The 18922-nt window shown below is 69.5% G+C and carries 19 protein-coding genes, 1 tRNA gene and 1 pseudogene; 19 read left to right on the top strand and 2 right to left on the bottom strand.

Annotated elements, in window-relative coordinates; genetic code table 11:
• The first annotated feature begins 41 nt into the window (after positions 1 to 41).
• The 14 genes and pseudogenes from KBC94_RS15020 (at position 42) to KBC94_RS14955 (ending at position 13504) form a co-directional block, all read left to right on the top strand.
• Positions 42 to 935, top strand: coding sequence for a LysR substrate-binding domain-containing protein (locus KBC94_RS15020; RefSeq protein WP_294371520.1), 894 nt, complete (start codon positions 42 to 44; stop codon positions 933 to 935).
• A 264-nt stretch (positions 936 to 1199) separates the two neighbouring features.
• Entirely contained in the window at positions 1200 to 3242 is a 2043-nt protein-coding gene (locus KBC94_RS15015) for a conjugal transfer protein TraG (RefSeq protein ID WP_294371517.1), read from the top strand.
• Entirely contained in the window at positions 3239 to 3670 is a 432-nt protein-coding gene (locus KBC94_RS15010) for a CopG family transcriptional regulator (protein ID WP_294371514.1), read from the top strand. The genes KBC94_RS15015 and KBC94_RS15010 overlap by 4 nt, the downstream gene beginning before the upstream one ends.
• Positions 3667 to 4683: a P-type conjugative transfer ATPase TrbB gene (gene trbB, locus KBC94_RS15005; RefSeq protein ID WP_294371512.1), complete on the top strand. Its 1017-nt coding sequence runs from the start codon at positions 3667 to 3669 to the stop codon at positions 4681 to 4683. The genes KBC94_RS15010 and trbB overlap by 4 nt, the downstream gene beginning before the upstream one ends.
• Positions 4680 to 5003 (top strand): TrbC/VirB2 family protein, encoded by a 324-nt coding sequence (locus KBC94_RS15000; protein ID WP_294371510.1) that lies wholly within the window; start codon positions 4680 to 4682, stop codon positions 5001 to 5003. The genes trbB and KBC94_RS15000 overlap by 4 nt, the downstream gene beginning before the upstream one ends.
• Positions 5000 to 5269 (top strand): VirB3 family type IV secretion system protein, encoded by a 270-nt coding sequence (locus tag KBC94_RS14995; protein WP_294371507.1) that lies wholly within the window; start codon positions 5000 to 5002, stop codon positions 5267 to 5269. The genes KBC94_RS15000 and KBC94_RS14995 overlap by 4 nt, the downstream gene beginning before the upstream one ends.
• Before the next feature lie 18 nt (positions 5270 to 5287).
• Positions 5288 to 7735: a conjugal transfer protein TrbE gene (gene trbE / locus KBC94_RS14990; RefSeq protein ID WP_294371504.1), complete on the top strand. Its 2448-nt coding sequence runs from the start codon at positions 5288 to 5290 to the stop codon at positions 7733 to 7735.
• Positions 7736 to 7758: 23 nt separating this feature from the next.
• Complete coding sequence (trbJ, locus tag KBC94_RS14985; protein ID WP_294371830.1) at positions 7759 to 8514, top strand: P-type conjugative transfer protein TrbJ; 756 nt, start codon at positions 7759 to 7761, stop codon at positions 8512 to 8514.
• A gap of 9 nt (positions 8515 to 8523) precedes the next feature.
• Positions 8524 to 8760, top strand: a pseudogene (locus KBC94_RS14980) (EexN family lipoprotein); the annotation flags it as partial.
• A 119-nt stretch (positions 8761 to 8879) separates the two neighbouring features.
• On the top strand, positions 8880 to 10256 hold the full coding sequence (trbL, locus tag KBC94_RS14975; RefSeq protein WP_294371502.1) for a P-type conjugative transfer protein TrbL: 1377 nt from the start codon (positions 8880 to 8882) through the stop codon (positions 10254 to 10256).
• 11 nt (positions 10257 to 10267) lie between these two features.
• Positions 10268 to 10972, top strand: a complete 705-nt coding sequence (gene trbF, locus KBC94_RS14970; protein ID WP_294371500.1) for a conjugal transfer protein TrbF — start codon at positions 10268 to 10270, stop codon at positions 10970 to 10972.
• The gene (trbG, locus tag KBC94_RS14965; RefSeq protein WP_294371492.1) at positions 10969 to 11979 is read left to right on the top strand and encodes a P-type conjugative transfer protein TrbG; all 1011 of its coding nucleotides are present in this window, start codon (positions 10969 to 10971) and stop codon (positions 11977 to 11979) included. Before trbF ends, trbG begins: the two co-directional genes overlap by 4 nt.
• Before the next feature lie 35 nt (positions 11980 to 12014).
• Positions 12015 to 13283, top strand: coding sequence for a TrbI/VirB10 family protein (locus tag KBC94_RS14960; protein WP_294371828.1), 1269 nt, complete (start codon positions 12015 to 12017; stop codon positions 13281 to 13283).
• Positions 13280 to 13504: a DUF2274 domain-containing protein gene (locus KBC94_RS14955; RefSeq protein WP_294371488.1), complete on the top strand. Its 225-nt coding sequence runs from the start codon at positions 13280 to 13282 to the stop codon at positions 13502 to 13504. The genes KBC94_RS14960 and KBC94_RS14955 overlap by 4 nt, the downstream gene beginning before the upstream one ends.
• Positions 13505 to 13534: 30 nt before the next feature.
• Here the strand turns inward: KBC94_RS14955 and KBC94_RS14950 are convergent, their stop codons facing one another.
• Positions 13535 to 13984 (bottom strand): helix-turn-helix transcriptional regulator, encoded by a 450-nt coding sequence (locus KBC94_RS14950; RefSeq protein WP_294371484.1) that lies wholly within the window; start codon positions 13982 to 13984, stop codon positions 13535 to 13537.
• A 330-nt stretch (positions 13985 to 14314) separates the two neighbouring features.
• Here KBC94_RS14950 and KBC94_RS14945 point away from each other — a divergent pair, with 330 nt between their 5' ends.
• Positions 14315 to 14698, top strand: a complete 384-nt coding sequence (locus tag KBC94_RS14945) for an AlpA family phage regulatory protein (protein ID WP_366934710.1) — start codon at positions 14315 to 14317, stop codon at positions 14696 to 14698.
• A 23-nt stretch (positions 14699 to 14721) separates the two neighbouring features.
• Here KBC94_RS14945 and KBC94_RS14940 read toward each other — a convergent pair.
• Positions 14722 to 14797, bottom strand: a tRNA-Lys gene (locus KBC94_RS14940).
• A 286-nt stretch (positions 14798 to 15083) separates the two neighbouring features.
• On the opposite strand from KBC94_RS14940, the gene KBC94_RS14935 reads away from it, so the two are divergent.
• The 4 genes from KBC94_RS14935 to KBC94_RS14920 are packed head-to-tail and all read left to right on the top strand — an operon-like array spanning position 15084 to position 18856.
• Complete coding sequence (locus tag KBC94_RS14935) at positions 15084 to 16157, top strand: NAD/NADP-dependent octopine/nopaline dehydrogenase family protein (RefSeq protein WP_294371481.1); 1074 nt, start codon at positions 15084 to 15086, stop codon at positions 16155 to 16157.
• On the top strand, positions 16147 to 17190 hold the full coding sequence (locus KBC94_RS14930; protein ID WP_294371480.1) for a 3-hydroxybutyryl-CoA dehydrogenase: 1044 nt from the start codon (positions 16147 to 16149) through the stop codon (positions 17188 to 17190). Before KBC94_RS14935 ends, KBC94_RS14930 begins: the two co-directional genes overlap by 11 nt.
• Complete coding sequence (locus tag KBC94_RS14925; protein ID WP_294371478.1) at positions 17187 to 17993, top strand: alpha/beta hydrolase; 807 nt, start codon at positions 17187 to 17189, stop codon at positions 17991 to 17993. The genes KBC94_RS14930 and KBC94_RS14925 overlap by 4 nt, the downstream gene beginning before the upstream one ends.
• Positions 17990 to 18856, top strand: a complete 867-nt coding sequence (locus tag KBC94_RS14920; protein WP_294371476.1) for a zinc-binding alcohol dehydrogenase family protein — start codon at positions 17990 to 17992, stop codon at positions 18854 to 18856. Before KBC94_RS14925 ends, KBC94_RS14920 begins: the two co-directional genes overlap by 4 nt.
• Positions 18857 to 18922 lie beyond the last annotated feature (66 nt).

Raw genomic sequence — 18922 nt, 5'->3', positions numbered from 1 at the left:
ATCGATTCCTGGCGTACTAGTCCATTCGACTCGCGGCATCGATGATTGAGTTAAGACATCTGCGCTACTTCATCGCGGTCGCGGAGGAGCTGAATTTCCGCCGTGCTGCCGAACGCGTGCACGTCGACCAGACGCCTCTGTCGCGCACCGTGCGCGATCTGGAGGAGCAACTGGGTGTCACGCTCCTCGTCCGCGCGCCACGCAGGCTGAAACTGACCCCCGCCGGATCTAAGCTGCTCGAGCATGCCCGCATGCTCTTTACGCGGTTCGAGCGCATCAAACGGGTGGTCTGCGAAACCGACGCCCGCTACCGCGCACCGCTTCGCGTCGGCGTGGCGGACGGCATGGCCCAGCCCAGGCTCTCCGATTGCTTTCTCGGCTGGCGCGCACTGGCGCCCGACATCCCGCTGGAGATCACCGAGATGCCTGCGTCCGAGCTGTTGGCCGCGCTGCGGCGCGAGGAGGTCGATGTCGGCTTCTCCTTCGGCATTGCGGAAGATGACGCCATTGCCCAGGAGATGGTCTGGGACTACCCCTTGGTGGCGTTGGTTCCACCCGACCACGAACTGGCCACCCGCGAGGTCGTGCAGATCTCCGAACTCCTGGCCTTCCCCATGATCGCCTGCCGCCTCGACCGTCTGCCAGGGCTGCGTCAGCAGATGGACGCTGTGCGTCGACACTACGCTGCTAGGCCCGTTATCGCAGCCGAAGCCCGGACCCTGGTGGGCTACGTCATCCGCGTGGCTGCGGGCCTGGGTGTCGGCGTGGCCGATGCCGGCCACATGACGACTCTGCGTCGCGCCGATGTCGTCGTCGTGCCGTTGGCTGAAGACATACGCATCAAGACCTACGTGCTGCACAAACACCGGCACCCCGCCCTGCCGGAGGTGCTCCAGCGATTCCTCGCGTACGCCCGAACCTTGCATCAGCCGTAACAGCACATCGCCGTGGCGCGATGTCGGCTCGCGTCAGAAGCCTTGGACGCGATGCGCGTCGGCTGGCATGCTGACCGCCGTCTGACTTGGCCGCGCTCCCACGCGCACCGCCTCCACGAGAAGAAGCAAAACAGCGACGCGCCCGCCGGCGTACGCCAGGCCACGCCCCGACGGGTGTGCCTCGCGGGCGCCTGATTTCAGACTCGTGCCTGCGTGTCGTGGTGGCACGCGCATTGGAAATCACGTGCCTCGGGAGGTGGCCTCATGCCGACATCAGCGACCGGCATCCTGTTCGGACAGATCATCGTGGTGCTGTGCGTGCCGCTGGGCGGCACGTGGGCTGCCACACAGTGGACGGCGCGGGCCTTGGGCTACCAGGCCGGACTCGGGCCAGCCTGGTTCCATGTGCTCGGAATGCCGGCCTACGAGCCATGGAAGTTGTTCGAATGGTGGTACCTCTATGGCGCCTATGCGCCCCGCGTTTTCGAGCGTGGCGGGATCGCGGCCGCTTCGAGCGGGCTGGCCGCCACCGCCGCGGCCATCGCCATGGCGGTGTGGCGGGCACGGCTCGCCGGGCGGGTCACCACCTACGGCTCGGCCTGCTGGGCCGAAGCCGAAGAGGTGGAGAAGGCCGGCCTGGCCGGCGATGCCGGGGTCTTCCTGGGCCGCATCGAAGGCGTGGGCCGAAAGCTGCGCCGCGGGCTGTGCACGTACCTGCGCCATGACGGCCCCGAGCACGTGTTGGCCTTCGCGCCCACGCGTTCGGGCAAGGGCGTCGGGCTGGTGGTGCCCACGCTGCTCACCTGGCCCGGCTCGGCCGTGATCCACGACATCAAGGGCGAGAACTGGCATCTCACGGCCGGCTGGCGCAGCCGCTTCAGCCACTGCCTGCTGTTCAACCCGACCGATCCGCGCTCGGCCGCCTACAACCCGCTGCTGGAAGTTCGCCGCAGCGTGCACGAGGTGCGCGACGTGCAGAACATCGCGGACATCCTGGTGGATCCGGAAGGCGCGCTGGAGCGGCGCAACCACTGGGAGAAGACCAGCCACGCACTGCTGGTGGGTGCCATCCTGCACGTGCTGTACGCGGGCGAGGACAAGACGCTGCGCGGCGTCGCCAATTTCCTGTCGGACCCGGCCTGCCCCTTCGAGGTGACGCTGCACCGGATGATGACCACGCCGCACCTGGGCGATGGTCCACATCCGGTGGTGGCATCGGCCGCACGCGAAGTGCTCAACAAGAGCGAGAACGAGCGCTCGGGCGTGCTGTCCACGGCCATGTCCTTCCTCGGCCTGTATCGCGACCCGACGGTGGCTGAGGTGACCTCGCGCTGCGACTGGCGCATCGCGGACCTCATCTCCGCCGAACACCCGGTATCGCTGTACTTGGTGGTGCCGCCCTCGGACATCAGCCGCACGAAGCCGCTGATCCGCCTGATCCTCAACCAGGTCGGCCGGCGCCTGACCGAGTCGCTCGATGGTTCGGACGGCATCGCGCGGCGCCAAAAGCTGCTCTTGATGCTCGACGAGTTTCCGGCCCTGGGCCGGCTGGACTTCTTCGAGTCGGCGCTGGCCTTCATGGCGGGCTACGGCCTGCGGGCCTTCCTGATCGCGCAGAGCCTGAACCAGATCGACAAGGCGTACGGCCCGAACCATTCGATCCTGGACAACTGCCACGTGCGCGTCGCCTTCGCCACCAACGACGAGCGCACGGCCAAGCGCATCTCCGATTCGCTGGGCACGGCCACCGAACTGCGCGCCCAGCGCAACTACGCCGGCCACCGGCTCGCGCCGTGGCTGGGCCACCTGATGGTTTCGCGCCAGGAGACGGCCCGGCCGCTGCTCACGCCGGGCGAGGTGATGCAGTTGCCGCCGGACGAGGCGGTGGTGATGGTTTCCGGCCATCCGCCGATCCGCGCGAGGAAGCTGCGCTACTACCAGGACCGCAACTTCACGCGGCGGGTGCTGGCGCCGCCCGTGCTGGTCGCCGGCACCTATGCGGACAAGCCCGCCGGCCGGACCGACGACTGGAGCGGCCTCGCGACTCCTCCGCCTCCGCAAGTCGCTGGCGGCAGCGATGCAGGCGGCTTCGCGGACGAGGGTGGCCATCAGCTCAGGCCGGAGCTGGAAGATGTCCGTGAACTGGTCCAAGAGCCGGAGGCGGGCGACCTGATCCTGCTGGACGACGAGCGCGACGAGGGGGATGCACCGCCGCTGCCACACGAGCTGGACCGCCAACTGGATCGCGGCCAGGTGCGCGCCGCACGGCTGGCCGCGCTGGACCCGGATGACGGGATCGCCCTATGACCCGGGCGCGCCTGAACATCTTCATCGAGCCCGAGCATGCAAGGCGGCTGGAGGACGTGGCCGTGCACCGGGGCGTGTCGAAGTCCTCGGTGATCGCGGCGGCGCTGTCTTCCTTCCTCTCGCCCGATGCCATGGACCAGCGCGAGGCGGCGATGGGCAGGCGCCTGGACCGCCTGTCGCGCCAGTTCGACCGGCTCGAGCGCGACCAGGGCATCCTGATCGAGACCGTGGCCCTGTTCGTGCGGCACTACCTGACACTCGCCCTGCCGGTGCCCGAGCAGCAGCAGGAGGCCGTGCGCGCCCAGGGCCGTGCGCGCTACGCGCAGTTCATCGAGCAGTTGGCCCGGCACATCCAGCGCGGGCGCAGCCTGGTGCGGGAAGTCCACGAGGAGGTCGGCCCGGTGGACGCCTCGGAGGATGCAGGATGACGCGCCCCGAGGATGTGCCCGACCGCGAGCCCGCCCGGCGCCGCATCCGCATGCTGCGCACGGCGATGGGGCCGGAGATCGCCGCCGCGCTGGAGGACCCGGACGTGGTCGAGGTGCTGCTGAACCCGGACGGGTCGCTCTGGGTGGACCGGCTGCAAAGCGGCCGCGTGCCCACGGGCCACAGGATGCCGCCGCCCGTGGCCGAACGCATCATCCGCGTCGTCGCCGCACACGTGCACGCCGAGGTGCATCCGGGCGCGCCGCTGCTGTCGGCGGAACTGCCCGAGACCGGCGAGCGCTTCATGGGGGCGATGCCGCCCATCGTGCGCGCGCCCTCGTTCGCCATTCGCAAGCGGGCGCTGCGCATCATGACCCTGGCGGACTACGTGGCCGACGGGATCATGGCTGAGGCCCAGGCCGCCTTCCTGCGCCAAGCCGTGCGCGAGCGCCTGAACATCGTGGTGGCCGGCGGCACCAGCACCGGCAAGACCACTCTCGCCAATGCACTGCTGGACGAGATCGCGGGCACGGGCGATCGCGTGCTGATCCTCGAGGACACGGTGGAGCTGCAGTGCCGCAGCGACGACCACGTGGCCATGCGCACCGAGCCGGGGGTCAGTTCCATGGCCGACCTGGTGCGTGCCACGCTGCGGCTGCGGCCGGATCGCATCGTGGTGGGCGAGGTGCGCGGCGCGGAATCCCTGGACCTGCTCAAGGCCTGGGGCACGGGCCATCCGGGCGGCATCGCCACCGTGCATGCGGGCTCGGCCCAGGGCGCGCTCGTGCGCCTCGAACAGCTCGTGCAGGAGGTCAGCGTCACCGTGCCGCGGGCGCTGATCGCCGAGGCGGTGAACGTCATCGTCTTCATCGCCGGCCGGGGCCATGCCCGCCGGGTGCGCGAGATCGTGCGCGTGGCCGGCCACGACAGCCAGGGCTACCGGCTCGAGGCATCGATCGGGCCGGCGTCTCCCTCGATGCCTGAACCGTCTTCCTCTGAAGGAAACCCGACATGACGACTTTCCGTAAATCCGTTCAGCCGGCGGCCCTGGTGGGCGCCCTGCTGCTCGCGATGACCGCACCCGCGCACGCCGCCGGCTCCAGCATGCCCTGGGAGGCGCCGCTGCAGTCCATCCTGGACTCGATCCAGGGGCCGGTCGCCAAGATCATCGCGGTGATCATCATCATCGCCACGGGCCTGACGCTCGCCTTCGGCGATACCTCCGGGGGTTTCCGGCGCCTGATCCAGATCGTGTTCGGCCTCTCGATCGCGTTCGCCGCCTCGAGCTTCTTCCTGTCCTTCTTCTCGTTCTCGGGCGGGGCGGTGCTGGTATGACCGCGCTCGCTGTCGTGCCGGGGTTCGAGATCCCACTGCACCGGTCCCTGGCCGAGCCCATCCTGCTGGGCGGTGCGCCGCGCACGGTGGCGATCGCCAACGGCACGCTGGCCGCGGCCGTGGGGCTGGGCCTGCAGCTGTGGGTCCCGGGCGTGGTGCTCTGGGTCGCCGGCCACGCGCTGGCGGTCTGGGGTGCGCGCATGGATGCGCAGTTCATGCAGGTCTTCGCGCGGCACATCAAGCATCGCGCGCTGCTGGACATCTGAGGCGGGGGAGACGCCGATATGCTGAACCTCGCCGAGTACCGTCGCCGCCCCGCGCTGCTGGCCGACTGGCTGCCCTGGGCCGCGCTGGTCGCGCCGGGCGTGGTGCTGAACAAGGACGGCGCCTTCCAGCGCACGGCGCGCTTCCGCGGCCCGGACCTGGACAGCGCCACGCAGGGCGAACTGGTCGCCACCACGGCGCGGCTGAACAACGCGCTGCGCCGGCTGGGCTCGGGCTGGGCCCTCTTCGTCGAGGCCGAGCGGCGGGATGCCGCGGACTATCCGCCATCCTCCTTCCCGGAGCCGCTGTCCTGGCTGGTCGACGAGGAGCGCCGCGCCGCCTTCGAGGAGGCGGGCAGCCACTTCGAGAGCGCCTACCACCTGACCCTGCTGTACCTGCCGCCCGAGGAGTCGCGTGCGCGGGCGGGGCGGCTGCTCTACGAGAACCGCCCGGTGGAGGGTGTCGACTGGCCCGAGCGCCTGGACGCCTTCGTCGTCGAGTCCGAGCGTTTCCTGGACCTGCTCGAGGGCGTGATGCCGGAGATCGGTTGGCTCGATGACGCCGCGACGCTCGCCTACCTGCACGGCTGCGTCTCGACGGCGCGGCATCCGGTGGCCGTGCCCGAGGTGCCGATGCACCTGGATGCGCTGCTGGCCGACCGGCCGCTGACCGGTGGCTTGGCGCCGATGCTGGGAGAGATGCACCTGCGGGTGCTGACCGTGCGCGGCTTCCCGGCCTCGACCTGGCCGGGGATCCTGGACGACCTGAACCGCCTGGGCTTCGCCTACCGCTGGTGCACGCGGTTCCTGTGCATGGACAAGGCCGAGGCGGAGAAGGAACTGGTGCGCCTGCGCCGCCAGTGGTTCGCCAAGCGCAAGAACATCGTGGCCCTGCTGCGCGAGACGGTCTTCCAGCAGGAATCCCCCTTGGTGGATTCCGACGCCAGCAACAAGGCCTCGGACGCCGACGCCGCTTTGCAGGAACTGGGCGGCGACCAGGTGGCCTTCGGCTACGTCACCGCCACGGTGGCGGTGCTGGACGCCGATGCGGCCGCGGCCGATGAGAAGCTGCGCCAGGCCGAGCGGGCGATCCAGGGGCGGGGCTTCGTCACCATCCCCGAGACGCTCAATGCCGTGGAGGCGTGGCTCTCGTCCATCCCCGGCAACGCCTATGCCAACGTGCGCCAGCCGATCGTCTCGACGCTGAACCTGGCGCACCTGATGCCGGTCTCGGCGGTGTGGGCCGGCCAGGAGCGCAATGCGCATCTGGATGGACCGCCGCTGATTGTCACGCGCACCGATGGCGCAACGCCCTTCCGGCTGGTCACGCACATCGGCGACGTGGGCAACACCCTGGTGGTGGGGCCGATCGGCATGGGCAAGTCGGTGCTGCTGGCGACGATGGCCCTGCAGTTCCGGCGCTATCCGGGCTCGCGCATCTTCGCCTTCGACATGGGGCGCTCGATCCGCGCCACTGTCCTGGGGCTCGGTGGCGAGCACTACGATCTGGGCCCCGACGGTGCCATGGCGTTCCAGCCGCTGGCCCGCATCGACCGGGAGGGCTGGCGCGCCTGGGCCGCCGAGTGGATCGAGGGCCGGCTCGTGCAGGAGGGCGTGGCGGTGGGGCCGCCCGAGCGGGAAGCTGTCTGGACCGCCCTCGGCAGCTTGGCTGGTGCTCCCCTGGAGCAGCGCACCATGACCGGGCTATCCGTGCTGCTGCAGTCCAACGCGCTGCGCCAGGCGCTGGCGCCCTATGTGCTGGGCGGCGCGCACGGCCGGCTGCTGGACGCCGACCACGACCGGCTGGGCACTGCCGACGTGCAGGCCTTCGAGATGGAGGAGCTGATGCCCAGCAAGGCGGCGGTGATGGCCGTGCTGCGCTATCTCTTCGCGCGCTTCGAGGAGCGCCTGGACGGGGCGCCGACCTTGTTGATTCTGGACGAGTCGTGGCTGTTCCTCGATGACCCGGTGTTCGCTGCGCGCATCCGCCAATGGCTCAAGACGCTGCGCAAGAAGAACGTGTCGATCGTCTTCGCCACGCAGTCGCTCGCGGACATCAAGGACTCGGCCATCGCGCCGGCCATCATCGAAAGCTGCGCCAGCCGCATCTTCCTGCCCAACCCGCAGGCCGCCGAGCCGCAGATCCGCACGATCTACGAGGGCTTCGGCCTGAACAGCCGGCAGATCGGGATCGTGGCCACGGCCACCCCGAAGCGCGACTACTACTACCAGTCGCGCCTGGGCAACCGCGTCTTCGAGCTGGGCCTGGGTCCGGTGGCGCTGGCCTTTGCGGCCGCGGCCTCGCCCGAGGACCAGCGCGCCATGGACGCGGTGCTTGCCACCTCCAGTGGTCCCAGCTTCGCCTCGGCCTGGTTGCGCCATCGCGGCCTGGACTGGGCCGCCGACCTCATCCCGTCGTTTCCGACACCTCCCTTCGTTCCTTCCACCCTGCAGGAGAAAGCGCCATGAATTGCAAGCCTTTCCTCAAACCCCTGAAGCTCAAGCCTCGTGTCGTCGCGCTGGCCGCCGCTGGCGCGCTGGCTCTCGGCGCCGGGCAGCCGGCCCACGCCATCTTCGGCATCGGCGACACCGTGTTCGACGCCTCCAACTTCATGCAGAACATGATGACGGCGGCCAACACGCTGGAGCAGATCAGCAACCAGGTGCAGCAGCTGCAGAACGAGTCGCAGATGCTGATGAACCAGGCGCGCAACCTCGCCAGCCTGCCGTTCAGCGTGGTCAGCCGCCTGCGCAGCAACCTGGCGGCCACGCAGCGGCTGATCGCCCAGGCTAAGGGGCTGGCCTACGACGTGGCGGCCATGGACAAGGAATTCCAGCGCCTCTATCCCGAGCAGTACGCCGCCACGGTGAGCGGCGACCGGATGGTCCAGGACGCCCGCGAGCGGTGGAAGCACACGCTCGACGGCTTGCAGACCGCTCTGCGGATGCAGGCGCAGGTGTCAAAAAACCTGGGCGTGGACGAGGGCGTGCTGGCCGACCTGGTGGACAGGAGCCAGTCCGCGACGGGTGCTTTGCAGGCCATGCAGGCGACGAACCAACTGCTGGCCCTGCAGGCCAAGCAGTCGATCCAGGCGCAGCAGTTGCGGATCACCCAGGACCGCGCCGTCGCGCTGGAGCAGGCACGGCAGGTGGCGGTGCAGGAGCGCGCCCGCGAGGTGCGCCGCCGCTTCATGGGCATTGGGACGCCGTACACGCCCTACACCGTGAACTTCTACGGCAACCCGTGAGGAGATGACATGAAGAAGCTCTTTGTCGTGATTGCTGTAGCGCTGACGCTGGCGGCCTGTGGCCAGTCCTCGCCGGTGGGTAGCATCGAATCGGTCGAGTCGCTGGTGGCGAACCCCGAGCGGCTGAAGGAGCTGCGCGCTGCTTGCAAGGCTGACCACGCCAGGATCGGCGATGCGCAGTGCAATGCGGTGGCCGAGGCGACCCGGCGGCGTTTCTTCGGCTCCGGCGGACCGAAGTACACGCCATCTGCATCGTCGCCGGGCGGCTTCTGGCAGGAGGAGGCATCCAAGCCGGCCGGATCGGCTTCGCCTGCGCCTTCTTCGCCTTCCCCGCCATCTTCGCCGGCGGCACCGAAGGAGTAGCCATGGACGACGTGGCGGTGATCGATCGTCTCCTCGACACCTACTCGCGCTACATCGACTCGGGTTTCGGGCTGCTGCGCGGCGAGGTGGCGTTCCTCACGGCCACGCTGGTGGCGATCGACATGACGCTGGCGGGCCTCTTCTGGGCCATGAGCCATGCCTCGGGACAGGGCGACGAGGTGTTGGCGCGTTTGGTCAGGAAGGTGCTCTACGTCGGTGCCTTCGCCTACATCCTGGGCAACTTCAACCGACTCGCGGGCATCGTCTTCAACTCCTTCGCCGGGCTGGGGCTGACCGCCTCCGGCTCGGGCCTGTCGAAGGCGCAGTTGCTGCAGCCGGGGCAACTGGCCAAGGTCGGCATCGCTGCCGGCCGGCCGATCATGGAGCAGATCGGGACCATGACGGGCTTCCCGGAGGTGTTCGCGCACGTGGACACGATCGCGGTGCTGTTCCTGGCGTGGCTGGTGCTGATCGTGGCCTTCTTCGTGCTGGCGGTGCAGCTCTTTGTCACGCTGATCGAGTTCAAGCTGACCACGCTCGCCGGCTTCGTGCTGGTGCCCTTTGCGTTGTGGAACAAGACCTCGTTCCTGGCCGAGAAGGTGCTGGGCAACGTGGTGTCCTCGGGCATCAAGGTGCTGGTGCTGGCGGTGATCGTGGGGATCGGCTCGACGTTGTTCAGCGAGTTCACCACGGCGCCAGGCGCCGATCCGAACATCGACCATGCGCTGGTGGTCATGCTGGCATCTCTGGCCATGCTGGGGCTGGGCATCTTCGGGCCGGGGATCGCCACCGGGCTGGTGTCCGGGGCGCCGCAGCTCGGGGCCGGCGCGGCGGCGGGCACGGCGATCGGCGCTGCGGGACTGGCTGTCGCTGGCACGGCCGCCGTGGCGGGTGCGGGCTCCGCCGTTGCCGCCGGCGCACGCATGGCGCCGGGTGCCACGCGGACGGCCATCGGTGGCGCAGCTACTGCAGGACGTGCGGCCTCATCGCTGGCCAGCGACGCGAGGGCGGCCTACCAGACCGGCGCGGCAGCATCGACCGGCGGTCCGATCCGGGCCGCGGGCGCCGGCCTCGCCAATGTCGCGAAGACGGGGGCGAGTGCGGCCGGGCAGCGCGTGGCTGCTGGCGCCAAGGCAGTCAAGGACCGGGTGGCGGGCTTCGTGGCCGGTGCGGCCGCGCCTGGTGCCGCTGCGGCATCCGGTATCTCGGCAGAGGCCGACGGCGCGCCGTCCGCCGCCTCGGAGCCGGCCTGGGCGCAACGTATGCGCCGGCGCCAGCAGGCGGCGCATGCGGCCACGACCGCCGCGCACGTGCTGCGCTCGGGCGACCACGGCGGCGGCGGGGCCGGGCCCAGCCTGCGCGACGAGTCCAGCTCCTGAAAGAAATCCTCATGCGATTCAAGCGTCCCCTGGTGCGGTATTCAGACACGCCGGCGCCAGTGACTCCTTACCAGGCCGCCAGGCAGGCTTGGGACGAGCGCATCGGCTCGGCCCGCGTGCAGGCCAGGAACTGGCGGTTGATGGCCTTCGGTTGCCTCACGCTCGCGTTGCTGATGGCTGGCGGCCTCGTCTGGCGCTCGGCGCAGTCCATCGTGACGCCCTACGTGGTCGAGGTGGACCAGGCGGGACAGGTGCGGGCCGTGGGCGAGGCCGCGACGCCCTACCAGCCCGGCGATGCGCAGATTGCGCACCACCTCGCGCGCTTCGTCACGCTGGTGCGATCCTTGTCTATCGACCCGGTCGTGGTGCGCCAGAACTGGCTCGACGCCTACGACTACACCACCGACCGGGGCGCGGCCGTGCTGAACGACCACGCCCGCGCCAACGACCCGTTCTCGCGCATCGGGCAGGAAACGGTCACGGTGCAGGTCAACAGCATCGTGCGCGCCAGCGAATCGTCCTTCCAGGTGCGCTGGACCGAGCGGCGCTACGGCAACGGCGAGGCCGCCGGTCTGGAGCACTGGACGGCCGTACTGTCGATCGTCCTGCAGCCCCCGCGCACCGAGGAGCGGCTGCGCAAGAACCCCCTGGGCATCTACGTCAACGGTCTGTCGTGGAGCCGTGAACTCGACGCCTCGCCAGGAGCCAAGCCATGAATGCACGTATCCGTGTTTCCGTACCCGCGGCGCTGCTGGCCGCGGCCCTTATGGCCGGCTGTGCCTCGCGGGGCAAGCCGCCGCCGGCCGTCTCGCTCGACGAGCCCGCCCCCGTGGCAACTCAGCCTGTGCCCGAGCCGCCGAAGCCGGTGGAAGTGGTGGAGGTGCCGACGGTGCTGCCGATGCCGGCGCAGATGAAGCTACTGCCGAATGTGGATGCAGGTGCAGCCCGGCTTCCGCCGGAGCCAGCCGACGAGAAGGTGCGGGTGTCGAAAGCCAACGAGGAGGCGCGCGTCGCACCCACGCGCGAGGGCTATGTCAACGCGATCCAGGTCTGGCCCTTCAGCGAGGGGGCGCTGTACCAGGTCTATGCGGCGGTGGGGCGCGTGACAGTGATCTCGCTGCAGCCGGGCGAGGATCTGGTGACGGTGGCCGCGGGCGACACGGTGCGCTGGATCGTGGGCGACACGGCCAGCGGCGACGGTGACGCGCGGCGGGTCAACGTGATGGTCAAGCCCACGCGCACGGGTCTGAAGACCAACCTGGTCATCACGACCAGTCGCCGAACGTACCTGGTCGAGCTGACCTCGACGGAGAAGGCCTGGATGGCCTCGGTGTCCTGGGACTATCCGAAGGACCGCTTACTCGCCTTGCAGAAGCAGGCGCGGGAAGCCCAGGCGGCCGCGCCGGTGGACACGGGCCTGTCGCTGGAGAGCCTGCGCTTCCGCTACGCGATCAGCGGCGACAGCCCGCCGTGGAGGCCGCTGCGGGCTTTCGACGACGGGCGCAAGGCCTATATCCAGTTCCCCGCCGGCATCGCGCAGGGCGAGCTGCCACCCCTGTTCTTGATCGGCGCGCAGGGCGAGGCGCAGTTGGTGAACCATCGCTTCCGAGCGCCGTACTACATCGTGGATCGCCTCTTCGGCGCAGCGGAGCTGCGTCTGGGGGGTGGCAAGGCGGACGTGGTGCGCATCGAGCGGACCGACGGCGTGGCGCGGAGGGACTGACCGTGGGCCAGGACGACATGCTCCGGACGCCGAAGATGTCGGACGCGCCTGCGCCCGGCACGGCGCCGAAGGTGGCGCCGGAGAGCGTGGCGCTGCGGGCCCGCCCGCGGCCGGTGACGCGCCTGAACCGGCGCATGCTGGCGGTCCTGGCCGGCAGCCTCGCCGCGGCCGTGCTGGGCGCCACCCTGTGGTCGCTGCAGCCGCGTCAGCGCCGCGCGGGCGAGCAGGCCGAGCTGTACAACGTCGACCGCGTCCCACGCTCGGACGGGCTGAGCCAGCTTCCGGCGGACTACTCGAAGCTGCCGCCCCGTTTGCCGAGCGGCGTGCCCGAGCTGGGGCCGCCGTTGCCGGGCGATCTGGGGCCGGCCGTCGTGCGTTCGCAGCAGCCGTTGGTGCCGGGCGATGTGTCGCCAGGGCACGGTCCCGAGGATGTTTTGCGCAAGGAGGCGGACGCGGCGGCGGCCTCGCCGGTGTTCTTCCGCTCGGGCGGGCAGAAGGGCGCAGCTGCGGCGCCATTGCAGGCCGCTGCTGCGTCAGGCCTGAACTCCGGCACGGCCTTCGATCCGCATGCAGGTGGACCGGGCTCAGCTGGGGCGCAGCCCGCCGATCCGACCGCCGTGCAGAACCGGCAGGACCAGAAGGAGGCGTTCCTGAAAGCCGGCTCGACGGAAACCCGCAATGCCGGCGACCTGAAGCCGCCGGCCTCGCCCTACCAGGTGATGGCCGGGACGGTGATCGCCGGCGCGCTGGTCACGGGCATCCGGTCCGACCTGCCGGGCGACGTGATCGCCACGGTGACGGAGCCGGTCTACGACACGGCCATGGGGCGGTTCCTGCTGATCCCGCAGGGCTCGCGCATCCTGGGCAAGTACAACAGCCAGGTGAGCTACGGGCAGAGCCGCGTGCAGGTGGTGTGGAACCGCATCGTGCTGCCCGACACGTCCTCCTTGGCGCTGGACAACCTCGTGGGCACCGACCCCGCAGGCCATGCCGGGCTGGAGGACGGCGTGGACTGGCACTGGGATCGTGTCTTCGCTGGCGCGGCCCTGACGACGCTGCTGGGCATCGGCGCCGAGCTGGCCGCGCCGGAGAACCGGCAGGATGGCAACCGCATCGTCATTGCCGGGCGGGACAGCCTGCAGGACAGCGTGAGCCAGGCGGGGCAGGAGATGACTCGGCGCAACATGAACCTCCAGCCGACGCTGAGCGCGCGGCCGGGGCTGCCGGTGCGCGTCATCGTCAACCGCGACCTGGTACTGCGGCCGTACCAGCCGCTGTTCTTCAGCCGGGGCGCATCACGATGAACACGACACGAAAGCTGCGGATCGGGCCGCTGCCCAAGACCGAGAGCGTCAAGCTGACCTTTGTCTGCCCGGCAGGCCTGAAGGAGGACCTTGAGCGCTACGCCGCGCTGTATACGCAGACGTACGGCGAGGCAGTCGACGCTATGACGCTGATCCCGCACATGCTGGATGCCTTCATGGCGCGGGACCGGGGCTTTCGCGCGTCGTCTCAGAAGCGGTAGCCGTTCAGGAGTGTCGCGGCAGAGTTGCTGTCACTTCACCTCGGTAAGTCGCTTTTCTGCTTCCCTCTTGCCCATACCGCGAACTGCCGCAAGGGCCTGCAATTGCGCGGTGCGAGGACGTGCTTTGCCTTGCTCCCAGTGATAGATGGTTTGACCGGACACTCCGACCAACTGGCCGTACGTAGCTGCGGACAGTTCCAACTTGGCTCGGTGCTTTGCCAGGCGCGTGGCGCTGAAGCGTCGGCGCACGCCATCTTCAGCGTTGTTTGAAGCCCGTCGGCCGACCGGCGTGGCGTGAGAGCAGAGGGCTTTCGAGAACTGCTTGAACTCTCTGTCCAGTGCACTTACCTGCCGTCGCAACTCGGCGATCTTGCTACGCTGCACGGCAGTGAGTTTCTTCAAGGCTTCAAGTTCGGCGCGAACTTCCTTGCGGGCGACGCGCGAAATTTCCCTCTTAAGGACGGAGGCGATGTTAGGCATGTCCGAATTCTGCAGGATTCGTGCTCGTGATCCTGTGCGGGACGAGTCCCACCATGCGGTCGAGCATTGGACGAGTCGCCTTCAGCTAACTGTCGCTGATGTCGAAAATGAAAGCCGCCTCTGCATGAGTAGGGCTCTTGAGCGTGGCGCCGGAATCGGCCTCGGCTAACACGCAACAAGAGATTGAGGAGCCGCTCAGAAAACCTGTGAAGCGATCCGAAACCGTGTGATTCGCATCGGCTGCGCTGCAGCTTGCTCAATCACGCCGGGACGGGTGTGGTAATCCGCGCCCCAGCGGCACTCTGAAGGCCTGCCTATCAGGAGCTTGCCATGCTGTTTGGAGACTGGTCAGATCGTCAATCCACGCACAGAGAAAGCATTCCTCAGCCAGCGTTTTATCGCATGGCCGACCTGCTGCGGATCACGGCCCTGAGTCGTGCCACGCTGTACCGCCGCATCGCGGATGGGAGGTTTCCTCCGCCCGTGCACCTGGGAGGGCGAGCATGCGGCTGGAGTCCTGGAGCGCTGCAGGCTTGGATCGACGATCCACAGGGATACGCAGCCCCGAGGTGCGGTGCTCCATGTAGTGTTCGGTGTGGTTCTGGCAACACAGGGCGCACTGCAAGCGATGCATACTCAGATTTCGGACACGACTCGGACACAACGGATGACGACGCGTCGAAAAGAAAAAAGCACCCAGATCTCTCGATCTAAGTGCTTGATTCATAAGGAGTTTTTGGTGGGCCCTGAGTGACTCGAACACTCGACCTACGGATTAAGAGTCCGCTGCTCTACCAACTGAGCTAAGAGCCCGCTTGCATCGATCTGTCGATCAACTCAGCGAAGAACGCGATTATAGGCAGGCTTTTTCGGCATGGTCAACACCCCTCGCAAAAATTTTTGCCGGGGTGCGGTCGCCCCGTGATCCGGCTCGGTCGCGGCCGGCAAGGCAGCCCCAAACACGCGCGAAGCCGCGCTCCAGACGCGGGCGGGCACCAGCGAAGGGAGAGCGGCAATTAAGTTGACAACTAAACCAATCAAAAGTAATGTTTATATGGCCTCGGCAGACCCTCGTCCGCCAGCCACACCAGGAGCAGACATGAGGATTGCGGTATTGGGTGGAGGGCACGGCTGCTACGCCGCGGCCGCCGATCTGTCGGAGGCCGGCCACGAAGTGCGGCTGTGGCGCCGGGGCGCGCAGGCGCTGCAGCCGGTGGTCGAGGCGGGGAGCATCCGCCTGAAGGACGCGGCCGGGGCACGCGACGTGCCCATCGCCCTGGCCACGGCCGACATCGGCGAGGCCCTGCGCGACGCCGAGCTGATCGTGGTGCCGGTGCCGGCCACCGCCCAGGCCGACATCGCCCGCGCCATGGCGCCGCATCTGGTCGATGGCCAGGTGGTCTTTCTGCCGCCGGGCACCTTCGGCAGCGTGGTCATGGCGCGTATCGTGCGCGAGGCCGGCAACCGCGCGGATGTGGCCTGGGCCGAGACCGGCACGCTGCCCTACCTCGCGCGCAAGCATGGCGAGCGCGAGGTCAACGTCACCATCCGCGCGATCCGCCTGCCGACGGGCGTCTATCCGGCGCGCCATGCCGAGCGGGCCATCGACGTGATCCGCGGCGCCTATCCCGCGGTGCACGGCTGCGGCGATGCGCTCTCGGGCGCGCTGATGAACGCGGGGCCGATCATTCACCCGCCGCTGATGGTGATGAATGCCGCGCCTCTGCAGCACTTCGAGCGGTGGGACATCCACAACGAAGGCACGCAGCGCGCCGTGCGCGAGGTGACCGATCGCCTGGACCAGGAGCGCATCGCCGTGCGCGAGGCCTTCGGCCAGGGCGCGCCGCACTATCCGTTGGCCGACCACTACAACAACGACCGCTGGATGTACGGCGATGCGCATAAGCAGCTGGTGAAGTCCGGCGACTGGCGCGAGAACATCGACCTTTACGGCCACCGCTACATCACCGAGGACACCGAGCTCGGCCTGGCCTTCCTGGCCTCGGCTGCGCGGCATGCGGGTGTGGATGCACCCATCGCGCATGGGCTGCTGGCCATCGTCGGCGGCTTCCTGGGGCGCGACCTGCGGCAGGGGCCGCGCAGCTTCGAGGCGCTGGGTCTGGCGTCGCTGTCCCGTAAGGCGCTGACGCAGCGGCTGCACGATGGCGAATGAGCCGACGCCCATCGCGTCTGCCCGCGAGTCCACCGCGACGGCGCCACTGCCACGTTTCGTCGCCGTCGGCGCCGGCCGCATGGGCCGCGGCATCGCCATCGCCTTCGCCTACGCCGGCCACCGCATCGCCCTCGTCGACCTGCGCCCGCGCAGCGACGAAGCCTGGGCGCGCCTGACGGCCGAAGCCACGGCCGAGATCGAGGGCGCCCTGCGCGGCCTGGCCCGCCAGGGCGTGTTGCGCGAAGCGCAGGTCGCGCCCATCGCCGCCCGCGTGCAACTGGTGCGCGTGGACGAAGCGCCCGCCGCCCTTGCTGCCGCCGAGCTGGTCTTCGAGGGCGTGCCCGAGACGATGGAGGCCAAACGCGAGGCCTTTGACTGGCTCAACCGCCATTGCCGGGACGACGCCATACTCACCTCCACCACCAGCAGCATCCTGGTGACGCAGCTGGCGGCGCTGGTGCGTCGGCCGCAGCGCTTCCTCAACATGCACTGGCTCAATCCGGCCTATGTGATCCCGGTGGTGGAGCTGAGCTGCCACGACGGCACCGACGCCGAAGTGCTGGCCCGCACCAAGGCACTGCTGGAGGCCATCGGCAAGCTGCCCGTGGTCTGCGGCCCCACACCGGGCTACATCGTGCCGCGCCTGCAGGCGCTGGTGATGAACGAGGCGGCCCGCATGGTGGAGGAGGGCGCCGCCACCGCCGAGGAGATCGACAAGGCCACCCGCTTCGGCCTGGGCCTGCGCTTCGCAGCACTGGGCGTGGTGGAGTTCATCGACTTCGGCGGCTGCGACATCCTGCACCACGCCAGCCGCGAGATGTCGCAGACCATCGACCCGGCACGCTATGCCGCGCCTGCCATCGTCGAGGACATGGTGCGCCAGCAGCGCCTGGGCCTGAAGACCGGCAGTGGCTTCTATGCCTATGAAGGCCGCGACCTGGCCGCCTACCGTGCCGACGTGCTTGCCCGCACGCTGGCCCAGTTGCGCAGCGCCGGCCTGTGGCGCGGGCCGCAGGACGAGACGCTGGCATGAGCCCTGTGATCCGCCGCGCCTTCACCGACCTGTCGGTGGGCCAGGTGCACCATGCCGCCTGCGGCGACCCGGCCGCACCCGCGGTGCTGCTGCTGCACCAGTCGCCGCGCAGCTGGCGCGAGTACGCGGGGGTGCTGCCGCTGCTGGGCCGGCACTGGCATGCGATCGCCATGGATACGGCCGGGTTCGGGGACTCGGCGGCGGGCGAGGGGCCGGCCTCCATCGAACACTTCGCGCGCGTCGCGCGCGAGCTGATCGACGCGCTGCAGTTGCCGCGTGTGCATGTGGTCGGCCATCACACCGGCGGTGTGGTCGCCATCGAGCTGGCAGCGCTGGCGCCTGCGCGTGTGGCGTCGCTCGTGCTGTCGTCCACGCCATTCACCGATGCGGCCTTTCGCCAGGCGCGCGCCGCGCGCCCGCCCATCGACGAGGTGGCGCCCAGCACCGACGGCAGCCACCTGATGGCGCTGTGGCAGCGGCGCCAGGGCTTCTATCCGCCAGGCCGACCCGAGCTGCTCGAAGCCTTCGTGCGCGACGCGCTGGCCGTGGCCGACCCCGAGGCCGGGCACCGCGCCGTGGCCGCATACCGCATGGAGGACCGCATCGGCCTGCTCACGCAGGCCGTGTGCATCCTGCGTGCGACGGCCGATCCCTTCGCTGCGCCGCATGCGCAGGAATGGATGCATCACCTGCCCCGCGCCACGCTGCTCGAGATCGAAGGCGGCATGGTCCCGCTGCCCGATCAGATGCCCGAGGCCTTCGCGGCGGCGGTCCATGGCTTCCTCTCCGGGTTGCCGGCATGAAGGCCTGGCGCGTCCATGCCTGGGGCCAGCCGCCGGTGCTGGAAGAGGTGGCCGATCCGCAGCCGCGCGCCGGCCACACGCTGGTGCGGACGGCGGCTGCGACCGTGGCCCATGTGGACCGCACCGTAATGGGCGGCGGCTTCCTGTCGCCGCCGCCGCTGCCCTACACGCCGGGCGTGGAGGCCGCGGGTGTGGTCGTGCAATCGGAACACTTTGCGCCCGGCGCGAGCGTGTGGCTGCGCGGTGGCGGACTTGGCACGCGGCGCGACGGGACGTGGTGCGAACTGATCGACGCGCCGGACGAGGCCATCGGCCTGCTGCCGGAAGGCATGGACATGGCGCTGGGTTCCGCCTTCTTCTCGCCCTGCACCTCGGCCTGGGTGGCGCTGCGCCATGTGGCGGACATGCAGGCTGGCGAGCGCGTGGGCGTCATGGGCGCCAGCGGCGCCGTCGGCAGCATCACGCGGCAACTGGCGCACGCATGGGGTGCCGACCTCGTCGAAGCGCCCAGTGCCACGGAGCCGGTGGACCTGCTGGTCGACACCGTCGGCGGCCCGGTGCTGGAGCAGGCGCTGTCGGCCATCGCGCCGGGTGGCCGCATCGTGCTGGTGGGCTACACCGCGGGCGAGCAGGTGAGCCTGTCGCTGCCGCTCTTGATGCAGCGGGACGTGCGGCTGCTGCCGCTCAACATGTACCGCCGCGAGGCGCAGGGCCGGGCGGCGGCGCCGCAGCTGCTGGAACTGCTGCGCGATGGCCGCCTGAGCCTGGCCACGCAGCGCTTCGCGCTGGCGCAGGCACCGCAGGCGCTGGCCTGGATCGGCCAGCGCGGGCACCGCGGCCGGGCCGTGCTGGCCTTCGACTGAAAGCCACGAACCGGCGCCGGCATCGGTGCGCACCTTGCGCTGCAGTGGCAGCGATGGGGCGTCACG

The sequence above is a fragment of the Pseudacidovorax sp. genome, assembly GCF_017991995.1.
Lineage (GTDB): Bacteria > Pseudomonadota > Gammaproteobacteria > Burkholderiales > Burkholderiaceae_C > Xenophilus.
Note: the sequence above shows the minus strand (reverse complement) of the source record. Positions and strands in the feature narration are given on the sequence as shown.

Excerpts from the sequence above, each read along its gene's own strand:
- KBC94_RS14945 (WP_366934710.1), top strand. The coding sequence starts at position 14,315 with ATGCTGTTTGGAGACTGGTCAGATCGTCAATCCACGCACAGAGAAAGC.
- KBC94_RS15015 (WP_294371517.1), top strand. The coding sequence starts at position 1,200 with ATGCCGACATCAGCGACCGGCATCCTGTTCGGACAGATCATCGTGGTG.
- KBC94_RS14955 (WP_294371488.1), top strand. The coding sequence starts at position 13,280 with ATGAACACGACACGAAAGCTGCGGATCGGGCCGCTGCCCAAGACCGAG.
- KBC94_RS14920 (WP_294371476.1), top strand. The coding sequence starts at position 17,990 with ATGAAGGCCTGGCGCGTCCATGCCTGGGGCCAGCCGCCGGTGCTGGAA.
- KBC94_RS15010 (WP_294371514.1), top strand. The coding sequence starts at position 3,239 with ATGACCCGGGCGCGCCTGAACATCTTCATCGAGCCCGAGCATGCAAGG.
- KBC94_RS14930 (WP_294371480.1), top strand. The coding sequence starts at position 16,147 with ATGGCGAATGAGCCGACGCCCATCGCGTCTGCCCGCGAGTCCACCGCG.
- KBC94_RS15000 (WP_294371510.1), top strand. The coding sequence starts at position 4,680 with ATGACGACTTTCCGTAAATCCGTTCAGCCGGCGGCCCTGGTGGGCGCC.
- trbF (WP_294371500.1), top strand. The coding sequence starts at position 10,268 with ATGCGATTCAAGCGTCCCCTGGTGCGGTATTCAGACACGCCGGCGCCA.
- KBC94_RS15020 (WP_294371520.1), top strand. The coding sequence starts at position 42 with ATGATTGAGTTAAGACATCTGCGCTACTTCATCGCGGTCGCGGAGGAG.
- trbG (WP_294371492.1), top strand. The coding sequence starts at position 10,969 with ATGAATGCACGTATCCGTGTTTCCGTACCCGCGGCGCTGCTGGCCGCG.
- trbE (WP_294371504.1), top strand. The coding sequence starts at position 5,288 with ATGCTGAACCTCGCCGAGTACCGTCGCCGCCCCGCGCTGCTGGCCGAC.
- KBC94_RS14995 (WP_294371507.1), top strand. The coding sequence starts at position 5,000 with ATGACCGCGCTCGCTGTCGTGCCGGGGTTCGAGATCCCACTGCACCGG.
- KBC94_RS14935 (WP_294371481.1), top strand. The coding sequence starts at position 15,084 with ATGAGGATTGCGGTATTGGGTGGAGGGCACGGCTGCTACGCCGCGGCC.
- KBC94_RS14925 (WP_294371478.1), top strand. The coding sequence starts at position 17,187 with ATGAGCCCTGTGATCCGCCGCGCCTTCACCGACCTGTCGGTGGGCCAG.
- trbB (WP_294371512.1), top strand. The coding sequence starts at position 3,667 with ATGACGCGCCCCGAGGATGTGCCCGACCGCGAGCCCGCCCGGCGCCGC.
- KBC94_RS14960 (WP_294371828.1), top strand. The coding sequence starts at position 12,015 with ATGTCGGACGCGCCTGCGCCCGGCACGGCGCCGAAGGTGGCGCCGGAG.
- trbL (WP_294371502.1), top strand. The coding sequence starts at position 8,880 with ATGGACGACGTGGCGGTGATCGATCGTCTCCTCGACACCTACTCGCGC.
- KBC94_RS14950 (WP_294371484.1), bottom strand. The coding sequence starts at position 13,984 with ATGCCTAACATCGCCTCCGTCCTTAAGAGGGAAATTTCGCGCGTCGCC.